At 65.1% G+C, this 20,784-nt stretch carries 21 protein-coding genes, 3 tRNA genes and 1 pseudogene; 9 read left to right on the top strand and 16 right to left on the bottom strand.

Features of this window, described 5'->3' with window-relative positions; translation table 11 throughout:
- Nucleotides 1–177 precede the first annotated feature (177 nt).
- The 3 genes and pseudogenes from ku (at nucleotide 178) to AC1DIN_RS25385 (ending at nucleotide 2,327) form a co-directional block, all read left to right on the top strand.
- Nucleotides 178–1,032: pseudogene (gene ku / locus AC1DIN_RS25395) on the top strand (non-homologous end joining protein Ku).
- A 223-nt stretch (nucleotides 1,033–1,255) separates the two neighbouring features.
- Nucleotides 1,256–1,390 carry a DUF7696 family protein gene (locus tag AC1DIN_RS25390; RefSeq protein ID WP_476811752.1) on the top strand — a complete coding sequence of 45 codons (135 nt, stop codon included), beginning with the start codon at nucleotides 1,256–1,258 and terminating at the stop codon, nucleotides 1,388–1,390.
- Nucleotide 1,391: 1 nt separating this feature from the next.
- Nucleotides 1,392–2,327, top strand: a complete 936-nt coding sequence (locus tag AC1DIN_RS25385; RefSeq protein ID WP_476811751.1) for a hypothetical protein — start codon at nucleotides 1,392–1,394, stop codon at nucleotides 2,325–2,327.
- A gap of 605 nt (nucleotides 2,328–2,932) precedes the next feature.
- Here AC1DIN_RS25385 and AC1DIN_RS25380 read toward each other — a convergent pair.
- From AC1DIN_RS25380 to AC1DIN_RS25370, 3 genes are all read right to left on the bottom strand, one after another.
- On the bottom strand, nucleotides 2,933–3,259 hold the full coding sequence (locus AC1DIN_RS25380; RefSeq protein WP_476811750.1) for a hypothetical protein: 327 nt from the start codon (nucleotides 3,257–3,259) through the stop codon (nucleotides 2,933–2,935).
- 424 nt (nucleotides 3,260–3,683) lie between these two features.
- Complete coding sequence (locus AC1DIN_RS25375) at nucleotides 3,684–3,818, bottom strand: Pam3-gp28 family putative phage holin (protein WP_476811753.1); 135 nt, start codon at nucleotides 3,816–3,818, stop codon at nucleotides 3,684–3,686.
- 66 nt (nucleotides 3,819–3,884) lie between these two features.
- Entirely contained in the window at nucleotides 3,885–4,187 is a 303-nt protein-coding gene (locus AC1DIN_RS25370) for a hypothetical protein (RefSeq protein WP_476811749.1), read from the bottom strand.
- Between the two features lie 302 nt (nucleotides 4,188–4,489).
- Between AC1DIN_RS25370 and AC1DIN_RS25365 the strand changes: the two genes are divergently transcribed.
- Nucleotides 4,490–4,807 (top strand): hypothetical protein, encoded by a 318-nt coding sequence (locus tag AC1DIN_RS25365; RefSeq protein WP_476811748.1) that lies wholly within the window; start codon nucleotides 4,490–4,492, stop codon nucleotides 4,805–4,807.
- Nucleotides 4,808–4,877: 70 nt separating this feature from the next.
- Here the strand turns inward: AC1DIN_RS25365 and AC1DIN_RS25360 are convergent.
- Both AC1DIN_RS25360 and AC1DIN_RS25355 read right to left on the bottom strand, forming a co-directional pair.
- Nucleotides 4,878–4,954 (bottom strand) — tRNA-Asp (locus AC1DIN_RS25360).
- 116 nt (nucleotides 4,955–5,070) lie between these two features.
- Nucleotides 5,071–5,607 (bottom strand): hypothetical protein, encoded by a 537-nt coding sequence (locus AC1DIN_RS25355; RefSeq protein ID WP_476811747.1) that lies wholly within the window; start codon nucleotides 5,605–5,607, stop codon nucleotides 5,071–5,073.
- A 45-nt stretch (nucleotides 5,608–5,652) separates the two neighbouring features.
- Between AC1DIN_RS25355 and AC1DIN_RS25350 the strand changes: the two genes are divergently transcribed.
- A tRNA-Val gene (locus tag AC1DIN_RS25350) sits at nucleotides 5,653–5,728 on the top strand.
- A 126-nt stretch (nucleotides 5,729–5,854) separates the two neighbouring features.
- On the opposite strand, the gene lon is transcribed toward AC1DIN_RS25350, so the two are convergent.
- The 5 genes from lon to AC1DIN_RS25325 all read right to left on the bottom strand — a co-directional run bounded on the left by lon (nucleotide 5,855) and on the right by AC1DIN_RS25325 (nucleotide 12,565).
- On the bottom strand, nucleotides 5,855–8,281 hold the full coding sequence (gene lon, locus AC1DIN_RS25345; RefSeq protein ID WP_476811746.1) for an endopeptidase La: 2,427 nt from the start codon (nucleotides 8,279–8,281) through the stop codon (nucleotides 5,855–5,857).
- 348 nt (nucleotides 8,282–8,629) lie between these two features.
- A complete protein-coding gene (gene clpX / locus AC1DIN_RS25340; protein WP_441470350.1) occupies nucleotides 8,630–9,898 on the bottom strand; it encodes an ATP-dependent Clp protease ATP-binding subunit ClpX in 1,269 nt (422 codons plus the stop codon).
- A 273-nt stretch (nucleotides 9,899–10,171) separates the two neighbouring features.
- Nucleotides 10,172–10,795 (bottom strand): ATP-dependent Clp protease proteolytic subunit, encoded by a 624-nt coding sequence (locus tag AC1DIN_RS25335; protein ID WP_441470351.1) that lies wholly within the window; start codon nucleotides 10,793–10,795, stop codon nucleotides 10,172–10,174.
- A 163-nt stretch (nucleotides 10,796–10,958) separates the two neighbouring features.
- Nucleotides 10,959–12,389 carry a trigger factor gene (gene tig, locus AC1DIN_RS25330; protein ID WP_441470352.1) on the bottom strand — a complete coding sequence of 477 codons (1,431 nt, stop codon included), beginning with the start codon at nucleotides 12,387–12,389 and terminating at the stop codon, nucleotides 10,959–10,961.
- A gap of 91 nt (nucleotides 12,390–12,480) precedes the next feature.
- A tRNA-Leu gene (locus AC1DIN_RS25325) sits at nucleotides 12,481–12,565 on the bottom strand.
- A gap of 189 nt (nucleotides 12,566–12,754) precedes the next feature.
- On the opposite strand from AC1DIN_RS25325, the gene AC1DIN_RS25320 reads away from it, so the two are divergent.
- On the top strand, nucleotides 12,755–14,191 hold the full coding sequence (locus tag AC1DIN_RS25320; RefSeq protein WP_476811745.1) for a multicopper oxidase family protein: 1,437 nt from the start codon (nucleotides 12,755–12,757) through the stop codon (nucleotides 14,189–14,191).
- Nucleotides 14,192–14,201: 10 nt separating this feature from the next.
- Here the strand turns inward: AC1DIN_RS25320 and AC1DIN_RS25315 are convergent, their stop codons facing one another.
- The 3 genes from AC1DIN_RS25315 to AC1DIN_RS25305 all read right to left on the bottom strand — a co-directional run bounded on the left by AC1DIN_RS25315 (nucleotide 14,202) and on the right by AC1DIN_RS25305 (nucleotide 16,673).
- Complete coding sequence (locus AC1DIN_RS25315) at nucleotides 14,202–14,726, bottom strand: gluconokinase (RefSeq protein WP_476811744.1); 525 nt, start codon at nucleotides 14,724–14,726, stop codon at nucleotides 14,202–14,204.
- A gap of 5 nt (nucleotides 14,727–14,731) precedes the next feature.
- A complete protein-coding gene (gene gnd / locus AC1DIN_RS25310; protein ID WP_476767346.1) occupies nucleotides 14,732–15,727 on the bottom strand; it encodes a phosphogluconate dehydrogenase (NAD(+)-dependent, decarboxylating) in 996 nt (331 codons plus the stop codon).
- Between the two features lie 73 nt (nucleotides 15,728–15,800).
- Nucleotides 15,801–16,673 (bottom strand): AraC family transcriptional regulator, encoded by an 873-nt coding sequence (locus tag AC1DIN_RS25305; protein WP_476811743.1) that lies wholly within the window; start codon nucleotides 16,671–16,673, stop codon nucleotides 15,801–15,803.
- Between AC1DIN_RS25305 and AC1DIN_RS25300 the strand changes: the two genes are divergently transcribed.
- The 3 genes from AC1DIN_RS25300 (at nucleotide 16,672) to AC1DIN_RS25290 (ending at nucleotide 17,951) form a co-directional block, all read left to right on the top strand.
- Nucleotides 16,672–17,082, top strand: a complete 411-nt coding sequence (locus AC1DIN_RS25300; protein WP_476811742.1) for a DUF2000 family protein — start codon at nucleotides 16,672–16,674, stop codon at nucleotides 17,080–17,082. The genes AC1DIN_RS25305 and AC1DIN_RS25300 overlap by 2 nt on opposite strands.
- Before the next feature lie 100 nt (nucleotides 17,083–17,182).
- Nucleotides 17,183–17,611, top strand: coding sequence for a MerR family transcriptional regulator (locus tag AC1DIN_RS25295; protein ID WP_441470358.1), 429 nt, complete (start codon nucleotides 17,183–17,185; stop codon nucleotides 17,609–17,611).
- On the top strand, nucleotides 17,547–17,951 hold the full coding sequence (locus tag AC1DIN_RS25290; RefSeq protein WP_441470359.1) for a carboxymuconolactone decarboxylase family protein: 405 nt from the start codon (nucleotides 17,547–17,549) through the stop codon (nucleotides 17,949–17,951). Before AC1DIN_RS25295 ends, AC1DIN_RS25290 begins: the two co-directional genes overlap by 65 nt.
- 48 nt (nucleotides 17,952–17,999) lie before the next feature.
- On the opposite strand, the gene urtE is transcribed toward AC1DIN_RS25290, so the two are convergent.
- From urtE to urtC, 3 genes are all read right to left on the bottom strand, one after another.
- Nucleotides 18,000–18,695: an urea ABC transporter ATP-binding subunit UrtE gene (gene urtE / locus AC1DIN_RS25285; protein ID WP_441470360.1), complete on the bottom strand. Its 696-nt coding sequence runs from the start codon at nucleotides 18,693–18,695 to the stop codon at nucleotides 18,000–18,002.
- Nucleotides 18,696–18,883: 188 nt separating this feature from the next.
- Complete coding sequence (urtD, locus tag AC1DIN_RS25280) at nucleotides 18,884–19,648, bottom strand: urea ABC transporter ATP-binding protein UrtD (RefSeq protein WP_441470361.1); 765 nt, start codon at nucleotides 19,646–19,648, stop codon at nucleotides 18,884–18,886.
- A gap of 5 nt (nucleotides 19,649–19,653) precedes the next feature.
- Entirely contained in the window at nucleotides 19,654–20,766 is a 1,113-nt protein-coding gene (gene urtC / locus AC1DIN_RS25275; RefSeq protein ID WP_441470414.1) for an urea ABC transporter permease subunit UrtC, read from the bottom strand.
- Between the last annotated feature and the right edge of the window lie 18 nt (nucleotides 20,767–20,784).

The following is a 20,784-nucleotide window of genomic DNA, read 5'->3' as shown; positions in this document are numbered from 1 at the left end:
ACTGATCTCGCCGAACTTCAGATAGCCTTTCCAGTTCGCACGCGCCGCGACCATGACACTCACCCCATACGCAACAACACGATTCAATGCCGGGCCGCCGCGCATGTTCCCGCCTCGCGGAACTGATTCGTTTGCTCGGCATTGAGTCCGTAGTTTCGTTGCCGGAGTTGCGTTGCCATGGCTGAACGGACCTATTGGAAGGGCTATCTCAAACTGTCGCTGGTGACCTGCCCGGTCGCGATGTCGCCGGCGACATCCGAAAGCGAGTAAAGTCCGGTTCCACACACTGAACCGCGAAACCGGCAACCGGATCGTCAGCCGCTACGTCGACGCCGACAGCGGCAAACCCGTCGGGCCCGATCACCAGGCCAAAGGCTACGAGGCCGAAGCCGGCCGCTTCGTCGTCATAGAGGATGAGGAGCTTGAAGCGGTGCGGCTCGACACCGTCCACACGATCGACATCGACAAGTTCGTGCCGCGCGACTCGATTCCGTGGCTCTATCTCGATAGTCCCCGCTACCTCGTTCCGGACTGCGATGTCGGCGAAGAAGCCTTCTCGGTGATCCGCGACACTATGACCGCGTCCAAGATTGTCGGCATCTCACGCGTGGTTTTGCATCACGGGAGCGCGCCGTCATGCTCGAAGCCCGCGACCGCGGCATCGTGCTCTGGACGCTGCGCCACGGCGACGAGGTCCGCGATGAGAAGGCGTATTTCTCCAGCATCGAGCAGAAGAATCCTGAGCCCGAACTGCTCGATCTGGCGCAGAAATTCATCAAGTCGAAGACCGCGGACTGGTCGCCGGAGATGGTCAAGGATCCGGTACAGGCACACCTGCTTAAGCTGATCGCGTCGAAGAAGCGCCGGAAGGGCGCGCGGGTTTCTGCTACTCGCGAGGACGGACGGCCGGCCAATGTCGTCAACCTCTTCGACGCTCTGAAGAAGCGCCTCCAGGCTGACAAGTCGCTTCGTCTAAGCGCCATGGTCATAGTGCACCCCCCGTCGTCCCCGGCCCCCGGCGAGCAGGCGTGAACTGTATCGAGAGCGCTTCCAGGACGATGAAGGCAACCGCTACACGGTGATCGTTTGGCAGAACAAGCCGGGGCTCTCGACCGTCTCATACTCGCTGGAGGACGGGACACTGGTCCATTACGAGGACGAGTGCCTCTCGCTTCCATCGGGAAAATGATAACCTGTTGTCTGGACTGACGGTCAGCCCATTTCGGGCCGCACGCGAATCTGGCACGGCCGGCGCATGCCCTACCCGCCTGACAACCCGCCCACGAAGTTCTCAGTTTTCGCCGGCCGCGAGGTGTCCACGTGGTCGGAGGAATGGAAGCACGAGTGCGAGGTGCGGTTTCCGGCCGAGGTCGATCGCCAACGGCTATAGATTGATCCAAGACTTGCCGGGGCGGCACACCTATGGCGAATTGACGAGTATTGTCGACGGTTTCTGGCTTCTAAGACGGTTTGATCAACACGCCATGGCGCTCGCAAAGTCGCTCACCAGCATGTTACATAAGTCGATTGATCCCTGGCTATCGGCGACCCGAAAGGTGCGGTTGCGGGATTACGGCCTGAAGCCAGGCGAGATCCTACCAGTAGCGCATCTTCATCCCGAAACGCCGCACTGCTGCGGACACCCGCTATGCGGTCTTATTGTTGCCGACGCGCGTCGGTTCCATCGCCGCAATGCGCCTCAAACGGGCCTTCGGCGCTGGGTCGTGCCAACTGCGATGCTGGTTGATATGGGTCGTTTTCCGACATCGGACGCCTATATGCGAGCCGTTTCAAAGCGCTCTCGCGGCAATATCGTGCGTGCCGCCAAAAAGGCCGCACGCCTCGGTGTCAGCTGCGTGCCAATCCACGCGGACGGTTACGCAGCAAGCATTGCAGCCATAGCCGCGTCCAAACGCTTCAGATCCGGTGGCCCAGTCCTGTCAGCATGGGTCAGTTCTGGGGCAGGCCTCGTCGATTCACGGGAGCAACCTACGGCGCCTCCCTGCGCCTCGCATTGGACACTGACGTGGGGCGCTTTCGTTCACGAAGATTGTGGTGCGCGGCTGATCGCACATGTTTCGCTGAGACGGGTCGGTGACATGTGCCGCACGCACGAGATCATGTGCCACGGTGACTATCTAAAAACCGGAGCCTTGAAATTTCTGTTCCTCGAGGTGGCCCGCTGGCTCATGGACAGACGAGCACCTGAAGCTCAGGGGCTCCGCTGGTTTATGTACGGCGCCATGGAACACGGCGGCGTCGGACTGCATGAATGGAAGAGATTGCTCTGTTTCGAGCCCACCAACCTGGCTTTTGCGCCGGGATGACCCTTCATGTTTCACCATCGCAGCACTGATGGTTACGTAGTGTTCGCCGAGTGGCATGGGCCTCTGATGCTTGAGGAGGCAGCAGGCCCGCCCGCCGCCCGTGGGATGGCAATATTTGCCGTCAGCGCCCTCGGCTTTCTGGCTGGCTGGTCGTTGGGAATCATGACCTGGTCGGCTACCTGGCGACGTGCAAAAGCTTTGTCCGCATCTTCTGATCGCAGTCATCCATAGGTTGGCTATCGACCCATCTCGGACGTTGGCGCGAACGCAAAAAGCCGGCGCCACCCTGAAGGATGACGGCAGCCAAGTTTAGGGAGGAAACGCCCGAAGGCAGCCGGCTAGGCCGGCCAGTCCGTTTTGCGGCGTTCAGCCGCCCGATTTCGGGGGCATCGGGATAGACGGCGGGCCATCCCGCCAGCAGCGCGCCCAGCGGATCACTGCGTCACAAACCGTCATACCGACGAGGCCGAGCAGTGAAGCCGACCGAACCCTCGATATCGCCTGTCGGATAGGCCCAGAGGTCGAGCCATTTCCGGATGAGTGTCATCGCCACTGGCGTCGCGTAACCGGCCCCGCCGCCGCGGATGACCGCAGGGCCAGAACCTTCAACCGCCCATGACTTTCATGGCGGCGTCCATCGCCTTCTCCTTTGGGTTTGCGGTGCAGTAGGTCTTCATCTTGGCATCGACCTCAGCGGCCATCTTGTCCATGGCAGCGTCGCCGGTCTTCGGCGTGCCGCCAGTGGCCACGACGGTCTTGAGATAATCCGCGCAGGTCATCTCGGGGTCGGTGGCCTGAGCAGAGGCAGAGAGGGAAACGAGCGTCAACGCAAAGGCCGCGGCGGCAGTGCGGCGTGTCGTAGTCATAGGCATGATGAAAATCCTGAAGCGCCAGCCGACATGATGCCGGAAATGCGCACGCTTCAGGTGCACAGTGCCGCACGATCGCGCAAGCGATATTTCCTTGGCGAATCTTCCAATGGGCGGTCGCTCTACACCGGAGGATGGGGAAACGAAGGTGGCCCATCGCGCCAGCGCTGCACCCAGCGGATCACTGCGTCGTAGGCGGTCATGCCACAGAGGCCGACGACGAAGACGACAGAACCGCCCACATCGACTGAGGACAGGGGGAAGCCTCACCATTCGAGCCAACGCATGGCGATGGCGTTGGCTGTCGGGCCGACGCTTCCGGCTGTGAGGGCTCCGACGATCGTCGACGCGATACGCTGTGCCCAGGAAAGGTTCTTGACCACGAGGCCGCGGACTATGCCGACTGAGGCGCCAAAGATGAGGTCGAATAGACGCATTCCGATCAGCTCGTGGATGATGTCGCGGCGCGGAGGTGGGATTTCCGACATCAGGCAGCCCGCGTTCGGTTCCAATAGACCCACCAGCCGACGTCGATCAGCGTCGCAATGGCTCCAACCGCCGCCGTCGCCATGTCGGCGTTTAGGATGCACTTGGTGACAAGCAGGCCTGCGCCGAAACTCAGCCCTTGCGAATGAGCTGCTGTGCGGTGTCCCAGTTCATACTGACCTCCTTCAGTTTGGAGGGCGGCTCAGCCGCGATTGGCGGCCTCGATCACTTGCAGCGCCCTGATCGTCTCGCCGATCGCGATGGCGAGGTCCGCGGCGATGGGGGGCGGCTTGGCGCAGAACTGCGAAAGCGCAACCTGCCCCTGCTGCGCGGCGGCGCGGACGTTCTCGGGCGCGAGCAGATCGACGGCGAGCGCTGCCGTCTGGAGATCGGCACAGCGCGCGGACAGATGGTCGCTGGTTTCAGCGATCCTGCTGTCGAGGGCCTGGCAGCCGGCAAGCGCCAGCGCGCCCAAGGCGACGAGCGCCAGGACGGTACGTTTCATGATGGTGCTCCGATATTGGGGAAGCGGCGAACCCGGCCGCTGCGGGATCAGGCTCGAGCGGCTGCGATCGCCGCCATGAACTGCTGGTAGAAGCTGGTGATCTCTTCCCAGCTCTCTGACGACCGGCCAGCGAGCCGACGACGTTCAGGGCGCAATCTTCTCGCTGGCGCGGACCAAGACAGGGAGGGCCGCACCGGCTTCGCTCGGCAAGCGGGCGACCTGGCGCTCGACTCCTACATCGCTAACCTTGCGTTCGAGCGATGCCGCATGCCCCGATCTTCAGGACGCGGGGCGCCCCCACGATGCCGAAGGGAGGCAAGCCTCAGCAGCCCTCGCCCTACACGAAGAACAAGCTCGCTGAGGACTTCCGGACGATTCGCACGGCGGAGTTCGGCGAGGCTGAGGATCGCAAGCTGTCCGACATGCCACGGTCGGGAACTGTCGAGGCGACTGTGGGCGGAGTGGACGCCCAAGCCGTATCGACCAAGATGCCAAACACCCTCACAGCCTCCGCCCGACTTCAGAAGACCTATAACCCAGTCAACCTGGCGACGGTGCGCGAGGTGGACGCGATCAGAAGCGGGTGGCGGGCCAAGCTTCGCGAGAACAAAACGCGATGAAATTTGTAACCGGGCCGGTTGAGGATTTGTAACGGAGAAAGGAGCGCATGATGCAACTCCTTGAAATATATGGCGCGGGCGACGGGGCTCGAACCCGCGACCTCCGGCGTGACAGGCCGGCACTCTAACCAACTGAGCTACGCCCGCGCTGGGCGGCTGAGGCATTCGCCGTCAGCGACGTGGTGAGTATTGCCCCCGGCCTGAAGTGTCAAGCGCGTGATGCCGGCAAATTCACAGCTGGGGAAAAATCCCTTCGCCGGCATTCACGGTTCAGGCGTTCCGCCTTCCGTTTCCGGCGACGCAAGACAGGGATCGAGCAGCACGTGCCGGCGGTCCTGGCGGTTATACCCGCCCCGCAGGATGGCTTTTTCGCCCAATTTGAGATCGTTGGCGCTGTAGGTCACGCACAGCACGCGGACGCCCGGCTCGGCACAAACGGCGACGTACCAGAGCGCGCCATCGGTCTGAATCAGGGACACCGTGCCGGCGATCGCCATGTCGACGCGCGAATCGGGCGGCACCGATTCGGGCAATTGCCCGGAGATGTCCTCGCAGCTCGCTGGCTTGCCGGGCTGCTCCGGCTGGGAGAATGCCGGACGGTCGACAAAGAACGAATCCGGTAGCAGGGTTTGTGCCAGCGCCGGCTCCAGGCCCGAAGCGGCGGATAGGCTGGCGACGGCAAGGGCGTACCGGCGGCGGCGGGAGCGGATCAGGGATAACGCGTTCACCCGCGTCACCCTGGCCATCAAGATGGCGGAATTCCGTCCGCCCTCGCGATTCCTCCACGCCTTGAAGCGCATGGTGCTTGCGATACGGCTCCCGAGGCCTTAAACGGCGAGCGCCGGGGGCGGTTAGCTCAGTTGGTAGAGCGCCTCGTTTACACCGAGGATGTCGGCGGTTCGAGCCCGTCACTGCCCACCACCCTTTCCCTTGATGTCCAGGCTTGCCAGGCGGCCCCACCGGGCTGGAGCCCTGGGCGCCGTCTTGCGCCCAAAAGAAAACCGCCGGCGCTTGCGCGCCGGCGGCTCTCATTCCTCAGATCGAAGATCAGTGGGCGACGGCGCCCGCCGCCTCATCATCCGGGCCCGGGGCGGGCACGGCCTTCAGATCCTCTTCCCAGACGATCGGAACCGGCTGGCGGGTCAGCGCATGCTGCAGCACCTGCTCCATGCGCGAGACCGGGACGATCTCCATGCCGTCCTTCACCGACTTGGGAAGATCGATCAGATCCTTGGCGTTCTCCTCCGGGATCAGCACCTTCTTGATGCCGCCCCGCAGCGCCGCCAGGAGCTTCTCCTTCAACCCGCCGATCGGCAGCACCCTGCCCCGCAGCGTGATCTCGCCGGTCATGGCGACGTCACGGTTGGTCGGGATGCCGGTCAGGATCGAGACGATGGCGGTGGCCATCGCGATGCCGGCCGACGGCCCGTCCTTCGGAGTAGCCCCCTCGGGAACGTGGACGTGGATGTCGCGCCGGTCGAAGAGCGGCGGCTCGATCCCGAAATCGACGGCCCGCGAGCGGACATAGGACGCCGCCGCAGAGATCGATTCCTTCATCACGTCGCGCAGGTTGCCGGTGACGGTCATGCGGCCCTTGCCGGGCACCATGACGCCCTCGATCGTCAGCAGTTCGCCGCCGACCTCGGTCCAGGCCAGGCCGGTGACGACACCGACCTGATTCTCCGTCTCCGCCATGCCGTAACGATAGCGCGGCGGGCCGAGATATTCCTCGAGCAGCGGCTCGTCGACGACGACCTTGTCCTTCTTGCCCAGCACGATGTCCTTCACGCCCTTGCGGACCGTGTTGGAGATCTCGCGCTCGAGGTTACGGACGCCGGCCTCGCGGGTGTAACGCCGCACCAGGGTCTGCAGAGCCTCGTCGGTGATCGACCACTCCTTACCGGTCAGCCCGTGCTTCTTGATCGCGTTCGCGATCAGGTGCTTGCGCGCGATCTCGGTCTTCTCTTCCTCGGTGTAGCCGGCGATGCGGATCACCTCCATCCGGTCCAGCAGGGCCGGCGGGATGTTCAGCGTGTTCGCCGTCGTCACGAACATCACGTTCGACAGGTCGTAATCGACCTCGAGGTAATGGTCGTTGAAGGTCGAGTTCTGCTCGGGGTCGAGCACCTCCAGCAGGGCCGCCGAGGGATCGCCGCGGAAGTCCTGGCCCATCTTGTCGATCTCGTCGAGCAGGATGAGCGGGTTCGAGGTCTTGGCCTTCTTCATCGACTGGATGATCTTGCCGGGCATCGAGCCGATATAGGTACGCCGGTGACCGCGGATCTCGGCCTCGTCACGCACGCCGCCGAGCGACATGCGGACGAACTCGCGCCCCGTCGCCTTCGCGATCGACTTGCCGAGCGAGGTCTTGCCGACACCCGGAGGGCCGACAAGGCACAGGATCGGGCCAGCGAGCTTGTTGGCGCGCTGCTGCACGGCGAGATACTCGACGATGCGATCCTTGACCTTGTCCAGGCCGAAGTGATCGTCGTCCAGCACCAGCTGGGCGGCGTTGAGGTCCTTCTTGATCTTCGAGCGCTTGCCCCACGGGATGCCGAGCATCCAGTCGAGATAGTTGCGCACGACGGTCGCCTCCGCCGACATCGGCGACATCTGGCGAAGCTTCTTCAGCTCGGCCGTCGCCTTGTCGCGGGCTTCCTTGGTCAGCTTGGTCCGGGCGATGCGCTCTTCCAGCTCGGCCAGCTCGTCACGGCCTTCCTCGCCGTCGCCCAGCTCCTTCTGGATCGCCTTCATCTGCTCGTTGAGGTAGTACTCGCGCTGGGTCTTCTCCATCTGACGCTTGACGCGCGAGCGGATGCGCTTCTCGACCTGGAGCACGGACATCTCGCTTTCCATGAGCGAGAGCACCTTCTCCAGACGATGAGCGACGTTGGTGATCTCCAGCACGCCCTGGCGATCGGCGATCTTGACCGCCAGATGCGAGGCGACCGTATCGGCGAGCTTGGCCGGCTCGTCGATCTGCGAGACCGCAGCGACGATCTCTCCCGAGATCTTCTTGTTGAGCTTCACATAGCTCTCGAACTCGCTGACGACCGAGCGGGCGAGCGCCTCGACCTCGACCTTCTTGCCTTCCTCCTCGGCCTGGCCGGTGGCCTCCGCCTCGTAGTAGGATTCGGTCGCGGAATAGGACAGCGCCTTGGCGCGGCCGACGCCCTCGACCAGCACCTTCACGGTGGAGTCGGGCAGCTTGAGAAGCTGCAGCACGCGGGCGAGCGTGCCGATTTCATAGATATCCTTGGTCTGCGGGTCATCGTCGCCGGCGTTCTTCTGGGTCGCCAGCAGGATGAGCCCGTCCGTCTTCACCACTTCCTCGAGCGCGCGGATCGACTTCTCGCGCCCGACAAAGAGCGGGACGATCATATGCGGGAAGACGACGATGTCGCGCAAAGGCAGAACCGGGTAGGTGCCGGTCTCGCCTGGGACGAAGGGAGCGCGTGGCGTCGAGCCAGTCATGGCAGTTCCTTTGCAGTTGCGCCCGGCGAACCCCCAAGATGGGCGGAGCGATCGGACGTATGCGGCCGGAGCGACCATTCGCTCCTCCGCCCCTGCGCATCGCACCCTAGCTAGGCATGCGACTCTCGCAAGTGCACCTAAAGTGGAGACTTCCTCGCCGGCTTTCAAGCGAGGTATCCGGGCCATGCACCGCTGTCCTGCAGCGGGCGAAGGGCGGAAACCACGACCTGCGACGGTTCAGTCCCGGACGGAGCTGTCGCAGTGCGGCACTGCGATCAGCCCATGCCATCACAACGCAAAACGCGCGCCAATGGCGCGCGTCGCGTTGTCGCAAGGCCTGAGAAAACCTCAGGCCGAGGCGGTCTTGGTTTCGTCCTCGCGCTCGGCGTAGATGAACAGCGGCCGCGCCTTGTTCTCCACGGCCTCCGGCCCGATCACGATTTGCTCGACGCCCTCGAGCCCGGGCAGCTCGTACATGGTCTCGAGCAGAATGCCCTCCATGATCGAACGCAGGCCGCGCGCGCCGGTCTTCCGCTCGATCGCCTTGCGGGCGATCAGGCTGACGGCCTCGTCGGTGAAGGTGAGCTGGGTGTCCTCCATCTCGAAGAGACGCTGATACTGCTTGACCAACGCGTTCTTCGGCTCGGTCAGGATGGTCTTCAGCGCCGGCTCGTCAAGGTCTTCCAGCGTCGCCAGGACCGGCAGGCGGCCGACGAATTCCGGGATCAGGCCGAACCTCAACAGATCCTCGGGCTCGACCTCGCGGAAGATCGCGCCCGTGCGGCGCTCGTCGGGCGCCTTGACGGTCGCGCCGAAGCCGATCGAGGTGCCCTTGCCGCGGCTCGAAATGATCTTGTCGAGACCGGCGAAGGCGCCGCCGCAGATGAAGAGGATGTTGGTGGTGTCGACCTGCAGGAATTCCTGCTGCGGATGCTTGCGCCCGCCCTGCGGCGGCACGGAGGCGACGGTGCCTTCCATGATCTTCAGCAGCGCCTGCTGGACGCCCTCGCCCGACACGTCGCGGGTGATCGAGGGGTTGTCCGACTTGCGGCTGATCTTGTCGATCTCGTCGATATAGACGATGCCGCGCTGGGCCCGCTCGACATTGTAGTCGGAGGCCTGGAGCAGCTTGAGGATGATGTTCTCGACATCCTCGCCGACATAGCCGGCCTCGGTCAGCGTCGTGGCGTCGGCCATGGTGAAGGGCACGTCGAGGATACGGGCGAGCGTCTGCGCTAGCAGCGTCTTGCCCGAGCCGGTCGGCCCGATCAGCAGGATGTTCGATTTGGCCAGCTCGACGTCGTTGTGCTTCGTCGCGTGGCTGAGGCGCTTGTAGTGGTTGTGGACCGCTACCGAGAGCACCTTTTTGGCGTGATCCTGGCCGATGACATAGTCGTCCAGAACCTTGCGGATCTCCTTAGGCGTCGGCACGCCGTCCTTCGACTTCACCAGCGCGGATTTCGATTCCTCGCGGATGATGTCCATGCAGAGCTCAACGCATTCATCGCAGATGAACACGGTCGGGCCCGCGATGAGCTTGCGGACCTCGTGTTGGCTCTTGCCGCAGAAAGAGCAGTACAGCGTGCTCTTCGAGTCGCCGCCGGGCTTATTAGCCATTGTCCATCTCCAGTTCCGGAGACCGGGACCACACCAGCCGAGGCGGATGCAACCGTCGTCTCTCCGTCATAAATAAGCGCTCAGATCACGATGATTAGGTTAACGACCCGTTCCGATACATCCGGATACGCTGGGCCAATCCAAACCGGATCATAGTGGAGCGCTAGTCCGCTCACCCCCGACCCCATGCAAACACGGGGCCGATCTGCTTTCAATATGGCCCCTGTGAGCCGGCGCGCCAACCCACAGGTTCCACACCCCGCGTCGCAGGGCTCAGGCCGCCTCTTCCGGCCGCTTCTCGATGACCTGATCGATCAGACCGAACTCCTTGGCCTGCTCCGCGGTCATGAAATTATCGCGCTCCAGCGCGTTGTGGACGTCCTCGTAGGGACGGCCGGTGTGCTTCACGTAGATTTCATTGAGCCGCTTCTTCAGGCTCTCGACTTCCTTCGCATGGATCAGGATGTCGGTGACCTGGCCCTGATAGCCGCCGGAAGGCTGGTGAACCATGATGCGGGCGTTCGGCAGCGCGAAGCGCATGTCCTTGGCGCCGGCCGTCAGCAGCAGCGAGCCCATCGAGGCGGCCTGGCCGACGCAGAGCGTCGTCACCGGGCAGCGGATGAACTGCATCGTGTCGTAGATCGACAGGCCCGAGGTAACTACGCCGCCGGGCGAGTTGATGTAGAAGGAGATCTCCTTCTTCGGGTTCTCGGCCTCGAGGAAAAGCAGCTGGGCGACGACCAGCGAGGCGGAGAAGTCCTCGACCGGGCCGGTCAGGAAGATGATGCGCTCCCGCAGCAGGCGCGAGTAGATGTCGAAGGCGCGCTCGCCCCGGCTCGACTGCTCGACCACCATCGGGACGAGATTGTTGTAGGTCTCGATCGGATCGCGAAGCATTGATCTGTCCTCGGATGAGTGCGCCGGATTGCGGCGGTTTTGTCGAATCAGCGGCTGTCTCGGAAGACATTCACATAAGCACGCCGAACGCGACTGAAAAGGGAAGCGCCGCCGGTCACGAAGGCCGGCGGCGCGAATGCTGAAATTAAGGTTGCCGGCAGCCTCAGGCGGAGGCTTCGTCGGCCTTGTCCTCGGCCTTCTTGCTCTTCTTGGCAGCAGCCTTCTTCGGCTTGGCCTCGGCGGTCTCCTCGGCCTCGTCGTCGGCGTAGAGCGCCTCGCGCGACACCGTCTGATCGGCGACCTTCACCTGGCCGAGCAGATGGTCGACGACCTTCTCCTCGAAGATCGGGGCGCGGATCTCGGCGAGCGCCTGCGGGTTCTTGCGGTAGAACTCCCAGACCTCCTTCTCCTGGCCCGGGAACTGGCGGGCGCGCTCGATCAGGGCCTGGGTGACCTCGTCATCCGAGATCTGGACCTTGGCCTGCTCGCCGATCTCGGCCAGCACGAGGCCGAGGCGCACGCGGCGCTCGGCGATCTTGCGGTAATCCGCGCGGGCGGCGTCCTCGGTGGTGTCCTCGTCGGCGAAGGTCTTGTTGGCGGCCTTCATGTCGGCCTCGACCTGGCTCCAGACGCTGCTGAACTCCTGCTCGACCAGGGTCGGCGGCAGCTCGAAGGTGTACTTGCCGTCGAGCGCGTCGAGCAGGCCCTTCTTGAGCTTGCGGCGGGACTGAGCCTGGAAGTCGCGGCCGATCTGCTCGCGCACGGCAGTCTTAAGGGCGTCGAGCGACTCCATGCCGAAGGCCTTGGCGAGCTCGTCGTCGATCTTGGCCGCATCGGCCTTCTGGATCTCGGTGACGGTGACCTCGAACTCGGCGGGCTGGCCGGCGAGGTGGGCCGCCCCGTAGTTCTCCGGGAAGGTGACCTTGATCGTGCGGGTCTCGCCCTGCTTCGCGCCCTCGAGCTGCTCCTCGAAGCCGGGGATGAACTGGCCGCCGCCGAGATCGAGCGGGATGCCCTCGCCGGTGCCGCCCTCGAAGGCCTTGCCGTCGATGGTGCCGACATAGGAGATGATCAGGCGGTCGCCGCTCTCGGCCTTGGACTTCTCGCCCTTCGGCGAATAGGTGCGGTTGCCGGCAGCCATGCGCTCCAGCGCGGCGTCGACATCGGCGTCAGGCACCTCGGCGACGGGCTTCGTCAGCGAAACGTCGGAGATGTCGGCAAGCTCGATCTTCGGCAGCACCTCGAGCGCGACGGTGAAGGCAAGATCGCCCTTGGCCTCCATCGCGGCCTCGATCTCTTCCTTGTTCTCGGGGAAGCGGATCTGCGGCTCGAAGGCGAGCTTCAGATTGTTGTCGGCGACGATCTTCTGGTTGGCTTCGTTGACGGCGTTCTGCAGCACGTCCGACATCACCGAACGGCCATAGAGGCGGCGCAGATGCGCGACCGGCACCTTGCCGGGACGGAAGCCGTTGATCTTGGCCTTGCCCTGAAGGTCCTGCAGGCTGTCGTCGAGCCTGGTCTTCAGGTCGGCGGCGTTCAGCACCACCTGGAATTCGCGCTTGAGGCCCTGGGACAGGGTTTCGGTCACGTTCATTTTTTTACCGCCAACAGCTCGTTTACGTCTCAATGTCCAAAGCGCGACGCCGGTTCCGACCGCCGCCGCGCTCGCGAAAAAACCAAGCCGATGGTGCGGGCGGAGGGACTCGAACCCCCACGACTTTCGCCGCTGGTACCTAAAACCAGTGCGTCTACCAATTCCGCCACGCCCGCCGGCCCGATAGCGCTGCGCGCGAGCAAACGCAGCGCGGCCATCGTCAAGCCGCAGCGCTATACGCATTTCGGCCGCGCCATGCAGCAAAAAAATGACGGTTCTGCAAAGAACGCCTTTCGCGACGGTTTTTGCCGCGGGCGCCGCCGCGCCTCTCGCCTCGGAGGCCTGCCCGGATTATGCGATATCCCATGACGATATCGCGCCCTGCCCGACCACCGCTTCCGTCCCGTCGGCTCGTGCTCGCCGGCCTTGGCGGCGCCGGGCTCTTCCCGCCAGCGAAGGGCTTCGCACAGGCATCGGCCGACGCACCGAAAGCGCCGGATGCCGCGCAGCCCCGCGCGCTCACGGCCGCATCAGCCAAGGCGCGGCTGCGCCCGACGCCACCGGTCGACACCGAGATCTGGGCCTTCGATGGCGCAACACCGGGCCCGACGCTGCGAATCAAGCAGGGCGAAACGCTGAGCCTGAAACTGGAGAACCGGACCACCGCTCCGCTCGGGCTGCATTGCTACGGTCTGCGCGGCCCAGCAGCACGCGACGGCGTCGGCGGCTTCAGCCAGCCGCCGATCCCTCCGGGCGAGACCGGCGAGATCCGCCTGACCCCGCCGGACAGCGGCACCCTGCTCTACCGGCCACTGGTCCTCGGCGGCTCCTCGGAGCCTTGTGGCCGCGGTCTGAGCGGCCTGCTGATCGTCGAGGAGCCGGAGCCGCCTGCGGTCGAGCTCGACCTGCCCGTGCTGGTGACGGACTGGCTCCTGGGTGACGACCAGTCGCTTCAGCCCTTCGTTCTGCAAGGGAACCCCGCCGCTTCCGCCGGACGGCTCGGCAGCTGGCTCACTGTGAATGGCCGCTCGCCGCCCCTGCCGGTGACGGCAAGGCCGGGCGCGCGGATCCGACTGCGCCTCGCCAATGCCTGCAACGCCCGGATCATGCGGCTGCGCTTCGACGGCGGCAAGCCGACCGTGATCGCGGTCGACAGCCAGCCGACGGAGAGCTTCGAGCCGGTCCGCTCGCAACTGCCCTTCGCGCCGGGAACGCGCTACGACGTGATCCTCGACCTGCCGGTGGAAGTCGGCGCCTCGGTCAACGTCACCGCCCTGATCGGGCCGGGCCTGCCGCTGGTGCGAATCGTGACCGCGGGAGAGCCGAGGGTCCCGCCCGCCGCTGTTCCCCAGCTCAAGCTCAACCCGGCGCTGCCCGCAGCTGTCCGCATGCAGGATGCCACGCGCCCGGAAATCGTGATCGAAGGCGGCGCGAAGCTCTCCGACGACCAGAAGCTGGATTTCTCGGGCCTCGACCTCGCCAGGCCTTGGCTCATCAATGGCGGGGTCGGCAGCCTCGACAGCAAGCCCCTGTTCAGCGCGAAGCGCGGCACGCCGATGGTGATCGCCATCGACAACCGCACCGCCTTCATCCAGCCGATGCACGTCCATGGCCACGGCTTCCGGCTGCTGCACCCGCTCGACGACGGCTGGGAGAACTATTTCCTCGACACCGTACAGATTCCGGAGCGCAAGAGGCTGCACATCGCCTTCATTGCCGACAATCCCGGCCGCTGGCTGATCTCCTCGACCGTGCTGGAACGCTTCGACCTCGGCGTCTGGACCTGGTTCGAGGTGACGTGAGGCCGGGCCGTCAGAGGCCCAACCGGTCGACCACGTCCTGCACGATCGCGTCCTTGCTGTCCTCGACCGAGACGACCAGCGGCCGCTCGTCCGGTCCGGGCTCCTCCAGCGCCGCGAACTGGCTGTCGAGCAGCGCCGGCGGCATGAAATGGTGCTGGCGGGCGGCCATGCGCCGGCCGATCAGCTCGCGCGAGCCCTTGAGATAGACCAGCGCCACGTCTGGGCGGTCGCCGACGATCACCTGCCGATAGGCGCGCTTCAGCGCCGAGCAGGTGACGATGCCGTGCTCGTCCTTCCCCCTCAGATCGTCGATCCAGGCGGCGATGGCAGCGAGCCAGGGCTTGCGATCCTCGTCGGTCAGCGGCGTGCCGCCGGCCATCTTGGCGACGTTCTCGGGAGGGTGGAAGGAATCGGCGTCGCGGAAGGGCCAGCCGAGACGCGCGGCCAGCCGCTCGCCCAGCGAGGTCTTGCCGGAGCTGGCGACGCCCATGACGACGATGACGGCCGGATCGCCGTCCTTATGCTCTGCACTCACGCTGATCAGCCCTGCTTCTTCGGCTCGACATGGCCGCCGAAGCCGGCGCGCATGGCGGAGAGGATCTTCTCGCCGAACGTATGGTCCACCCGCGAGCGAAAGCGCGCGAACAGCGCCGAGGTCAGCACTTCGGCCGGCGTCGCCGTCTCGACGGCGGCATCGACCGTCCAGCGCCCCTCGCCCGAGTCCGAGACGTTGCCGGTGTAGGAGGACAGCTCCTCATCTGCCGCCAGCGCCTCCGCCGTCAGGTCGAGCAGCCAGGAGGTGACGACCGAGCCGCGCCGCCAGACCTCGGCGATCTCGGTGACGTCGAAGTCGAAGCCGTATTCGGCCGGCAGGCCCTCCTTGGCGGAGGCATTGCGGAGCAGGTCGAAGCCTTCGGCGAAAGCCTGCATCATGCCGTATTCGATGCCGTTATGGACCATCTTGACGAAGTGGCCGGCGCCGGTGGGACCACAATGCAGATAGCCCTGCTCAGCCGTCGGGTTGCGGCCCTCGCGATGCCGGGTCGGTTCGATGTCGCCCTTGCCAGGCGCCAGCGCCTTGAAGATCGGCTCCAGCCGGTCGAAGGCCGCCTTGTCGCCGCCGATCATCAGGCAGTAGCCACGCTCCAGCCCATGGACGCCGCCGGAGGTGCCGATGTCCATGTAGTGGATGCCCTTGGCCGCGAGTTCCTTGCCGCGGCGGACATCGTCCTTCCAGAAGGCGTTGCCGCCATCGATGAGGATGTCGTCGGCACCGGCAAGGCTGGCGAGCTCGGCGAGCGTCGCCTCGGTGATCTTGCCGGCCGGCAGCATCACCCAGATCGCGCGCGGCGCCTTGAGCTTGGCGACCATGTCCTTGAGATCGGCCGCCACGATCGCGCCGTCGGCGGCGAGCGCCTGCCCCGGCTTCGGATCGCGGTCATAGACCACGCATTCATGGCCGGCGCGCATCAGGCGGCGCACGATGTTGGCCCCCATGCGGCCGAGGCCGATCACTCCAAGCTGCATATCCGACACTCCGCGAAGCCCGCTTTTATCGCTGCTTCAAGCATGGAGGCGGCGGGCGGGGCAAGCCGGCGCAGTTCGGACGCTAGCCTTCGACGCGCTTCTGCAGGGCGCGCCACCGCCCCGGCGTAACACCATAAGCGCGGCGGAACTGGCGGGTCAGATGGCTCTGGTCTGCGAACCCACAGGCGAAGGCGGCGTCCGCGAGGGAGACGTCCCGCACCAGCATGCGGCGAGCGCGCTCGAGCCGGCGCATCACCAGATAATTGTAGGGGCTCGTGCCGAAGGCGGCGCGAAACTGGCGCGCCAGCGCAAAGCGGTCGAGCCCGGCTACAGCTTCGAGCCGCGCCGAATCGACGGCCTCCGTCGCGTGGGCATCGAGATAGTCGCGCGTCCGCTCCAGCGCGACCGGGTCGATGCGCTGCGCCCGGGAGCAAGCCGCCGAGGGATCGAGCGCGAGCAAGGCCCCGGCCAGCCGCTCGAGCATGTCATCGACGGCCATCGGATCGAGCGGCATCTCCAGGTCGCGCAGCGCGCGAGCGATGGCGCCTGCCAGCCGCGCGTCCTGCGACACCGCAGCCGAGACGAAGGGCAAGGCCCGGCCGCGCTCGCCCATCGCATCGCGGATCAGCCGCGGCTCGACATAGAGCATGCGGTAGCGGAAGCCCTCGGCGATGCCGGAACGCCCGTTATGGACCTCGTCCGGGTGGATGACGATCCCGTGTCCGCTGAGGCTGTCTCGCCGGATGCCGCGATAATCGAAGGACTGCACGCCCGAGAGCGTGAGGCCGAAGGCATAGGTGTCGTGGCGGTGTGGATCATAGGCGTAGCCGCGGAAGAAGGCCTCGATCCGCTCGATACCCGGCGCGCCGGTGCCGAGGCGGATCCAATCCTGCCGCTCCGGTCCGCACGATCGTTCAAGACGGGCCTTCCCGGCCTCGGTTAGCGATGAGCCCATGCGCTACGATACCAAGATCGCCCTCGTGGTTCGCGAAAATCTCGCAACCTGGCAGAAACTCAACGTCGCCAGTTTCCTGGCCGGCGGGCTCGTGGGAGCAACCCCGGAAATTTCCGGAGACCCCTACCACGACGGATCAGGCCGGTTCTACGGCCCGCTGATCCGACAGCCGGTACTGATCTTCGCCGCCACGAGCGAGGAGCTGAAGCAAGTGCTGCAACGCGCCCAGGGGCGCGGCGTGCGGGCTCACCTCTACACCAACGAGCTGTTCGCAACCGGCAACGACATCGATAACCGCGCGGCGGTGGCCGGCGTCGCGACCGACGATCTCGACCTTGTCGGCCTCGGGCTCCACGCCGAGCGCAAGGAAATCGACAAGATCGTCAAGGGGCTGAAGCTGCACGGGTGAGATTTCGATTCAGCCGGCGGATTTTCCGGGAATGAGCGCTTGACTTAGAGTGCGCTCGAACCCGTAGCTTCCCGGGCGTCGTGATGAGAAGCGTGTGCTCATGAAGATCGGCGAACTGGCCAGGCGTTCAGGACTATCGGCCCATACGATCCGCTACTACGAGCGGATCGGGCTCCTGCCCTATGCCGACAGGGACCGGTCGAGCCAGCGTGACTACGACGCTTCGATCCTCGTCTGGATCGAGTTCCTCGGCAGGCTGAAGACCACGGGCATGCCGATCCGCGAGATGCTGCGCTACGCGGCCTTGCGGGAACGGGGTTCCAGCACGGAATCCGAGCGTCGCGCGCAGCTGGAACGCCACCGCGAGCAGGTTCGCGCCCGCGTTGCCGAACTCCAAGCCTGCCTTCTCGTCCTCGACACCAAGATCGCCGGCTATGCCGACGTCGAGAAGAGGATCGAAGACCATGACGCATATCAACGCAAACGCCGAAACCAACAGGCGGGAGCGCGGCAGGCGCGCCCTCGCTGAGATCGACGGCGAAGCCGGCCACAAGGTGATTGCAGCGCTCGCCGACATTGCACCCGATTTCGCCGACTACGTGTTCGAATTTTCGTTCGGAGACATCTACTCGCGGCCGGGGCTCGACCTGCGCTCCCGCGAGATCGCGACGATTGCGGCTCTGGCCGCGATGGGCAACGCCCAGCCGCAGCTCAAGGTGCATATCGAGGCGGGTTTGAACGTTGGATTGTCGCGCCAGGAGATCACCGAAATCCTGATACAGATGGCGGTCTACGCCGGCTTCCCGGCAGCGCTCAACGGGCTGTTCGCGGCGAAGGAGGTGTTTGCGACGCGCGATCTCGCGGCCTGAGGCGAGGCGCATCTCGACCCGCTGACTCCTAATCAGCGTGTCTTGCCCTCACACCTGAATGAGCCGCTGCACCTGATTGCCGTCGAGCGTGTCCATCGGGCCGGAGAGCACGACCTCGCCGCGATCCATCACGAACATCGTATCGGCGAGATCGCGGGCGAAGTCGAAATACTGCTCGACGAGCACGATCGCCATGCCGCCCTTCTGGCGGAGATAGTCGATGGCGCGACCGATGTCCTTGATGATCGAGGGCTGGATGCCCTCGGTCGGCTCGTCCAGCACCAGCAGCCTGGGTCGGGTGACCAGCGCCCGCGCGATTGCGAGCTGCTGCTGCTGGCCACCCGAGAGGTCTCCGCCGCGCCGGCCGAGCATCGACTTCAGCACGGGGAACAGGTCGAAGAGTTCATCCGGGACGTAGCGCTCCTTGCGCTTCAGCGGCGCAAAGCCCGTCTCCAGATTCTCCTTCACCGTCAGCAACGGGAAGATCTCCCGCCCCTGCGGCACATAGGCAATGCCGGCGCGCGCGCGCTCCTCGCTGCGTAGGCCGGAAATCTCCTCTCCGTCGAAACGGATATGCCCCGCCGAGATCGCCTGATGGCCGACAATGGCGCGCATCAGCGAGGTCTTGCCGACCCCGTTGCGGCCCATCACGCAGGTGACCTTGCCGGGTTCGGCCGTGATGGAGACGTGGCGCAGGGCCTGGGCGGCGCCGTAGTGCAGGTTGATGGCGTCGACGGTCAGCATGGCTTCGCCTCCACTGCGATCGTGCAGGAGAAAGCGCGGGTCATCCCGGGCAGAGCGCAGCGCAGACCCGGGATCCATGCCTGAACCTCTGTCGGAGGCGCTCCGGCAGGGATTCCGGATCGGCGCGGCTGCGCCGCTTGTCCGGGATGACGGCAGAGGAGAACCGAGGCGTGTGTCGCGATCATCCCTCACCGCCCCAGATAGACTTCGACAACGCGCTCATTGGCGCTGACCTGGTCGAGCGGCCCCTCAGCCAGCACCGAGCCTTCGTGCAGCACCGTGACCTTCACGCCGAGTTCGCGGATGAAGCCCATGTCGTGCTCGACGACGATGACCGAATGATCCCGCGCGATCTCCTTGAGCAGCACAGCGGTCTGCGCCGTCTCGCCGTCGGTCATGCCGGCAGCGGGCTCGTCCACGAGCAGGAGCCTGGGGTCCTGCGCGAGCAGCATGCCGATCTCGAGCCATTGCTTCTGGCCGTGCGAGAGCGAGCCCGCGAGCCGGTCGCGTTTGTCGGCCAATTTCACGATGCCAAGGATGTCGTCGATGCGCTTCTGCTGCGGCGGCTCGGTTTTCCAGAACAGCGTTTTGCCGACCGTGCGCTTCGATTTCAGCGCCAGCAGGATGTTGTCCTCGATGGTGTGGAAGTCGAAGACCGTCGGCTTCTGGAATTTGCGGCCGATGCCGAGATTGGCGATCGCGGCTTCGTCGAGCTTGGTGAGATCGACGGTGCCGCCGAACATGACGGTGCCGACATCGGGCTTCGTCTTGCCGGTGATGATATCCATCATCGTGGTCTTGCCGGCGCCGTTGGGGCCGATAATCGCACGCATCTCGCCGGGCGCGATGGTGAGCGACAGGCCGCGGATCGCCTTGAAGCCGTCGAAGGAGACGCTGACGCCGTCGAGATAGAGCAGCGAAGAGGTCAATGCGCCGGGCACGGGAGCGTTCATCGCATTCACTCCGCCGGGGCCGGCTCGGCGGCCGGTGTCGCGTCGGGTTTGCGGCGGCGCGCCCAGAGCGCCTCGGCGGTGCCAAGGATTCCCTTGGGCAGGAAGAGCGTGACGACGACGAAGAGACCGCCCAGCGCGAAGAGCCAGTAAGGCGCCATGAAGCCCGAGGTGAACACCGTTTTGGCCCAGTTCACCACGCCCGCGCCGAGTGCTGCACCGACCAGCGTGCCGCGCCCGCCGACCGCGACCCAGATCACGGTCTCGATCGAGTTGGCCGGGGCGAACTCGCTGGGGTTGATGATGCCGACCTGCGGCACGTAGAGCGCTCCCGCGACGCCGGCCATGCAGGCCGAGACGGTGAAGACGAAGAGCTTGAAGCGATCGACCCGGTAACCGAGGAAGCGGGTGCGTGACTCCGCATCGCGGATCGCGATGACGACCTTGCCGAGCTTCGAGACGACGATGCCCCGCGCGATGAGAAAGCCGGCGGCCAGCATCACGCAGGTCATCGAAAACAGAGCGGCGCGAGTCCCTTGCGCCTGGACGTTGAAACCGAGGAGATCCTTGAAGTCGGTCAGGCCGTTGTTGCCGCCAAAGCCCATGTCGTTGCGGAAGAAGGCGAGCAGCAGCGCATAGGTCAGCGCCTGGGTGATGATCGAGAGATAGACGCCGGTGACGCGCGAGCGGAAGGCGAACCAGCCGAAGACGAAGGCGAGCAGCCCGGGCACCAGCAGCACCATCAACATGGCGAAGGGGAAGGAGGAGAAGCCCCACCAGTACCAGGGCAGTTCCTGCCAGTTCAGGAAGACCATGAAATCGGGCAGGATCGGGTTGCCGTAGACGCCGCGGGTGCCGATCTGGCGCATCAGATACATGCCCATGGCGTAGCCGCCGAGAGCGAAGAAGGCGCCGTGACCGAGGCTCAATATGCCGCAATAGCCCCAGACGAGATCGAGCGAAACCGCCAGCAGCGCGTAGCAGAGATACTTGCCCCAGAGCGACATGGTCGAGGTCGGGACATGGAAGGGGGAGCTTGCCGGCAGCAGCAGGTTCGCCAGCGGCACCAGCACCGCGAGGCCGATCAGGATGGCGAGGAAGACCCCGCCGCGCTTGTCCATGTTCTGGAGGAGGAAGCG

This window comes from Allobosea sp. 05T438, from assembly GCF_056396025.1.
The sequence above is the reverse complement of the archived record's forward strand: the minus strand, read 5'-3'. Positions and strand labels throughout refer to the sequence as shown.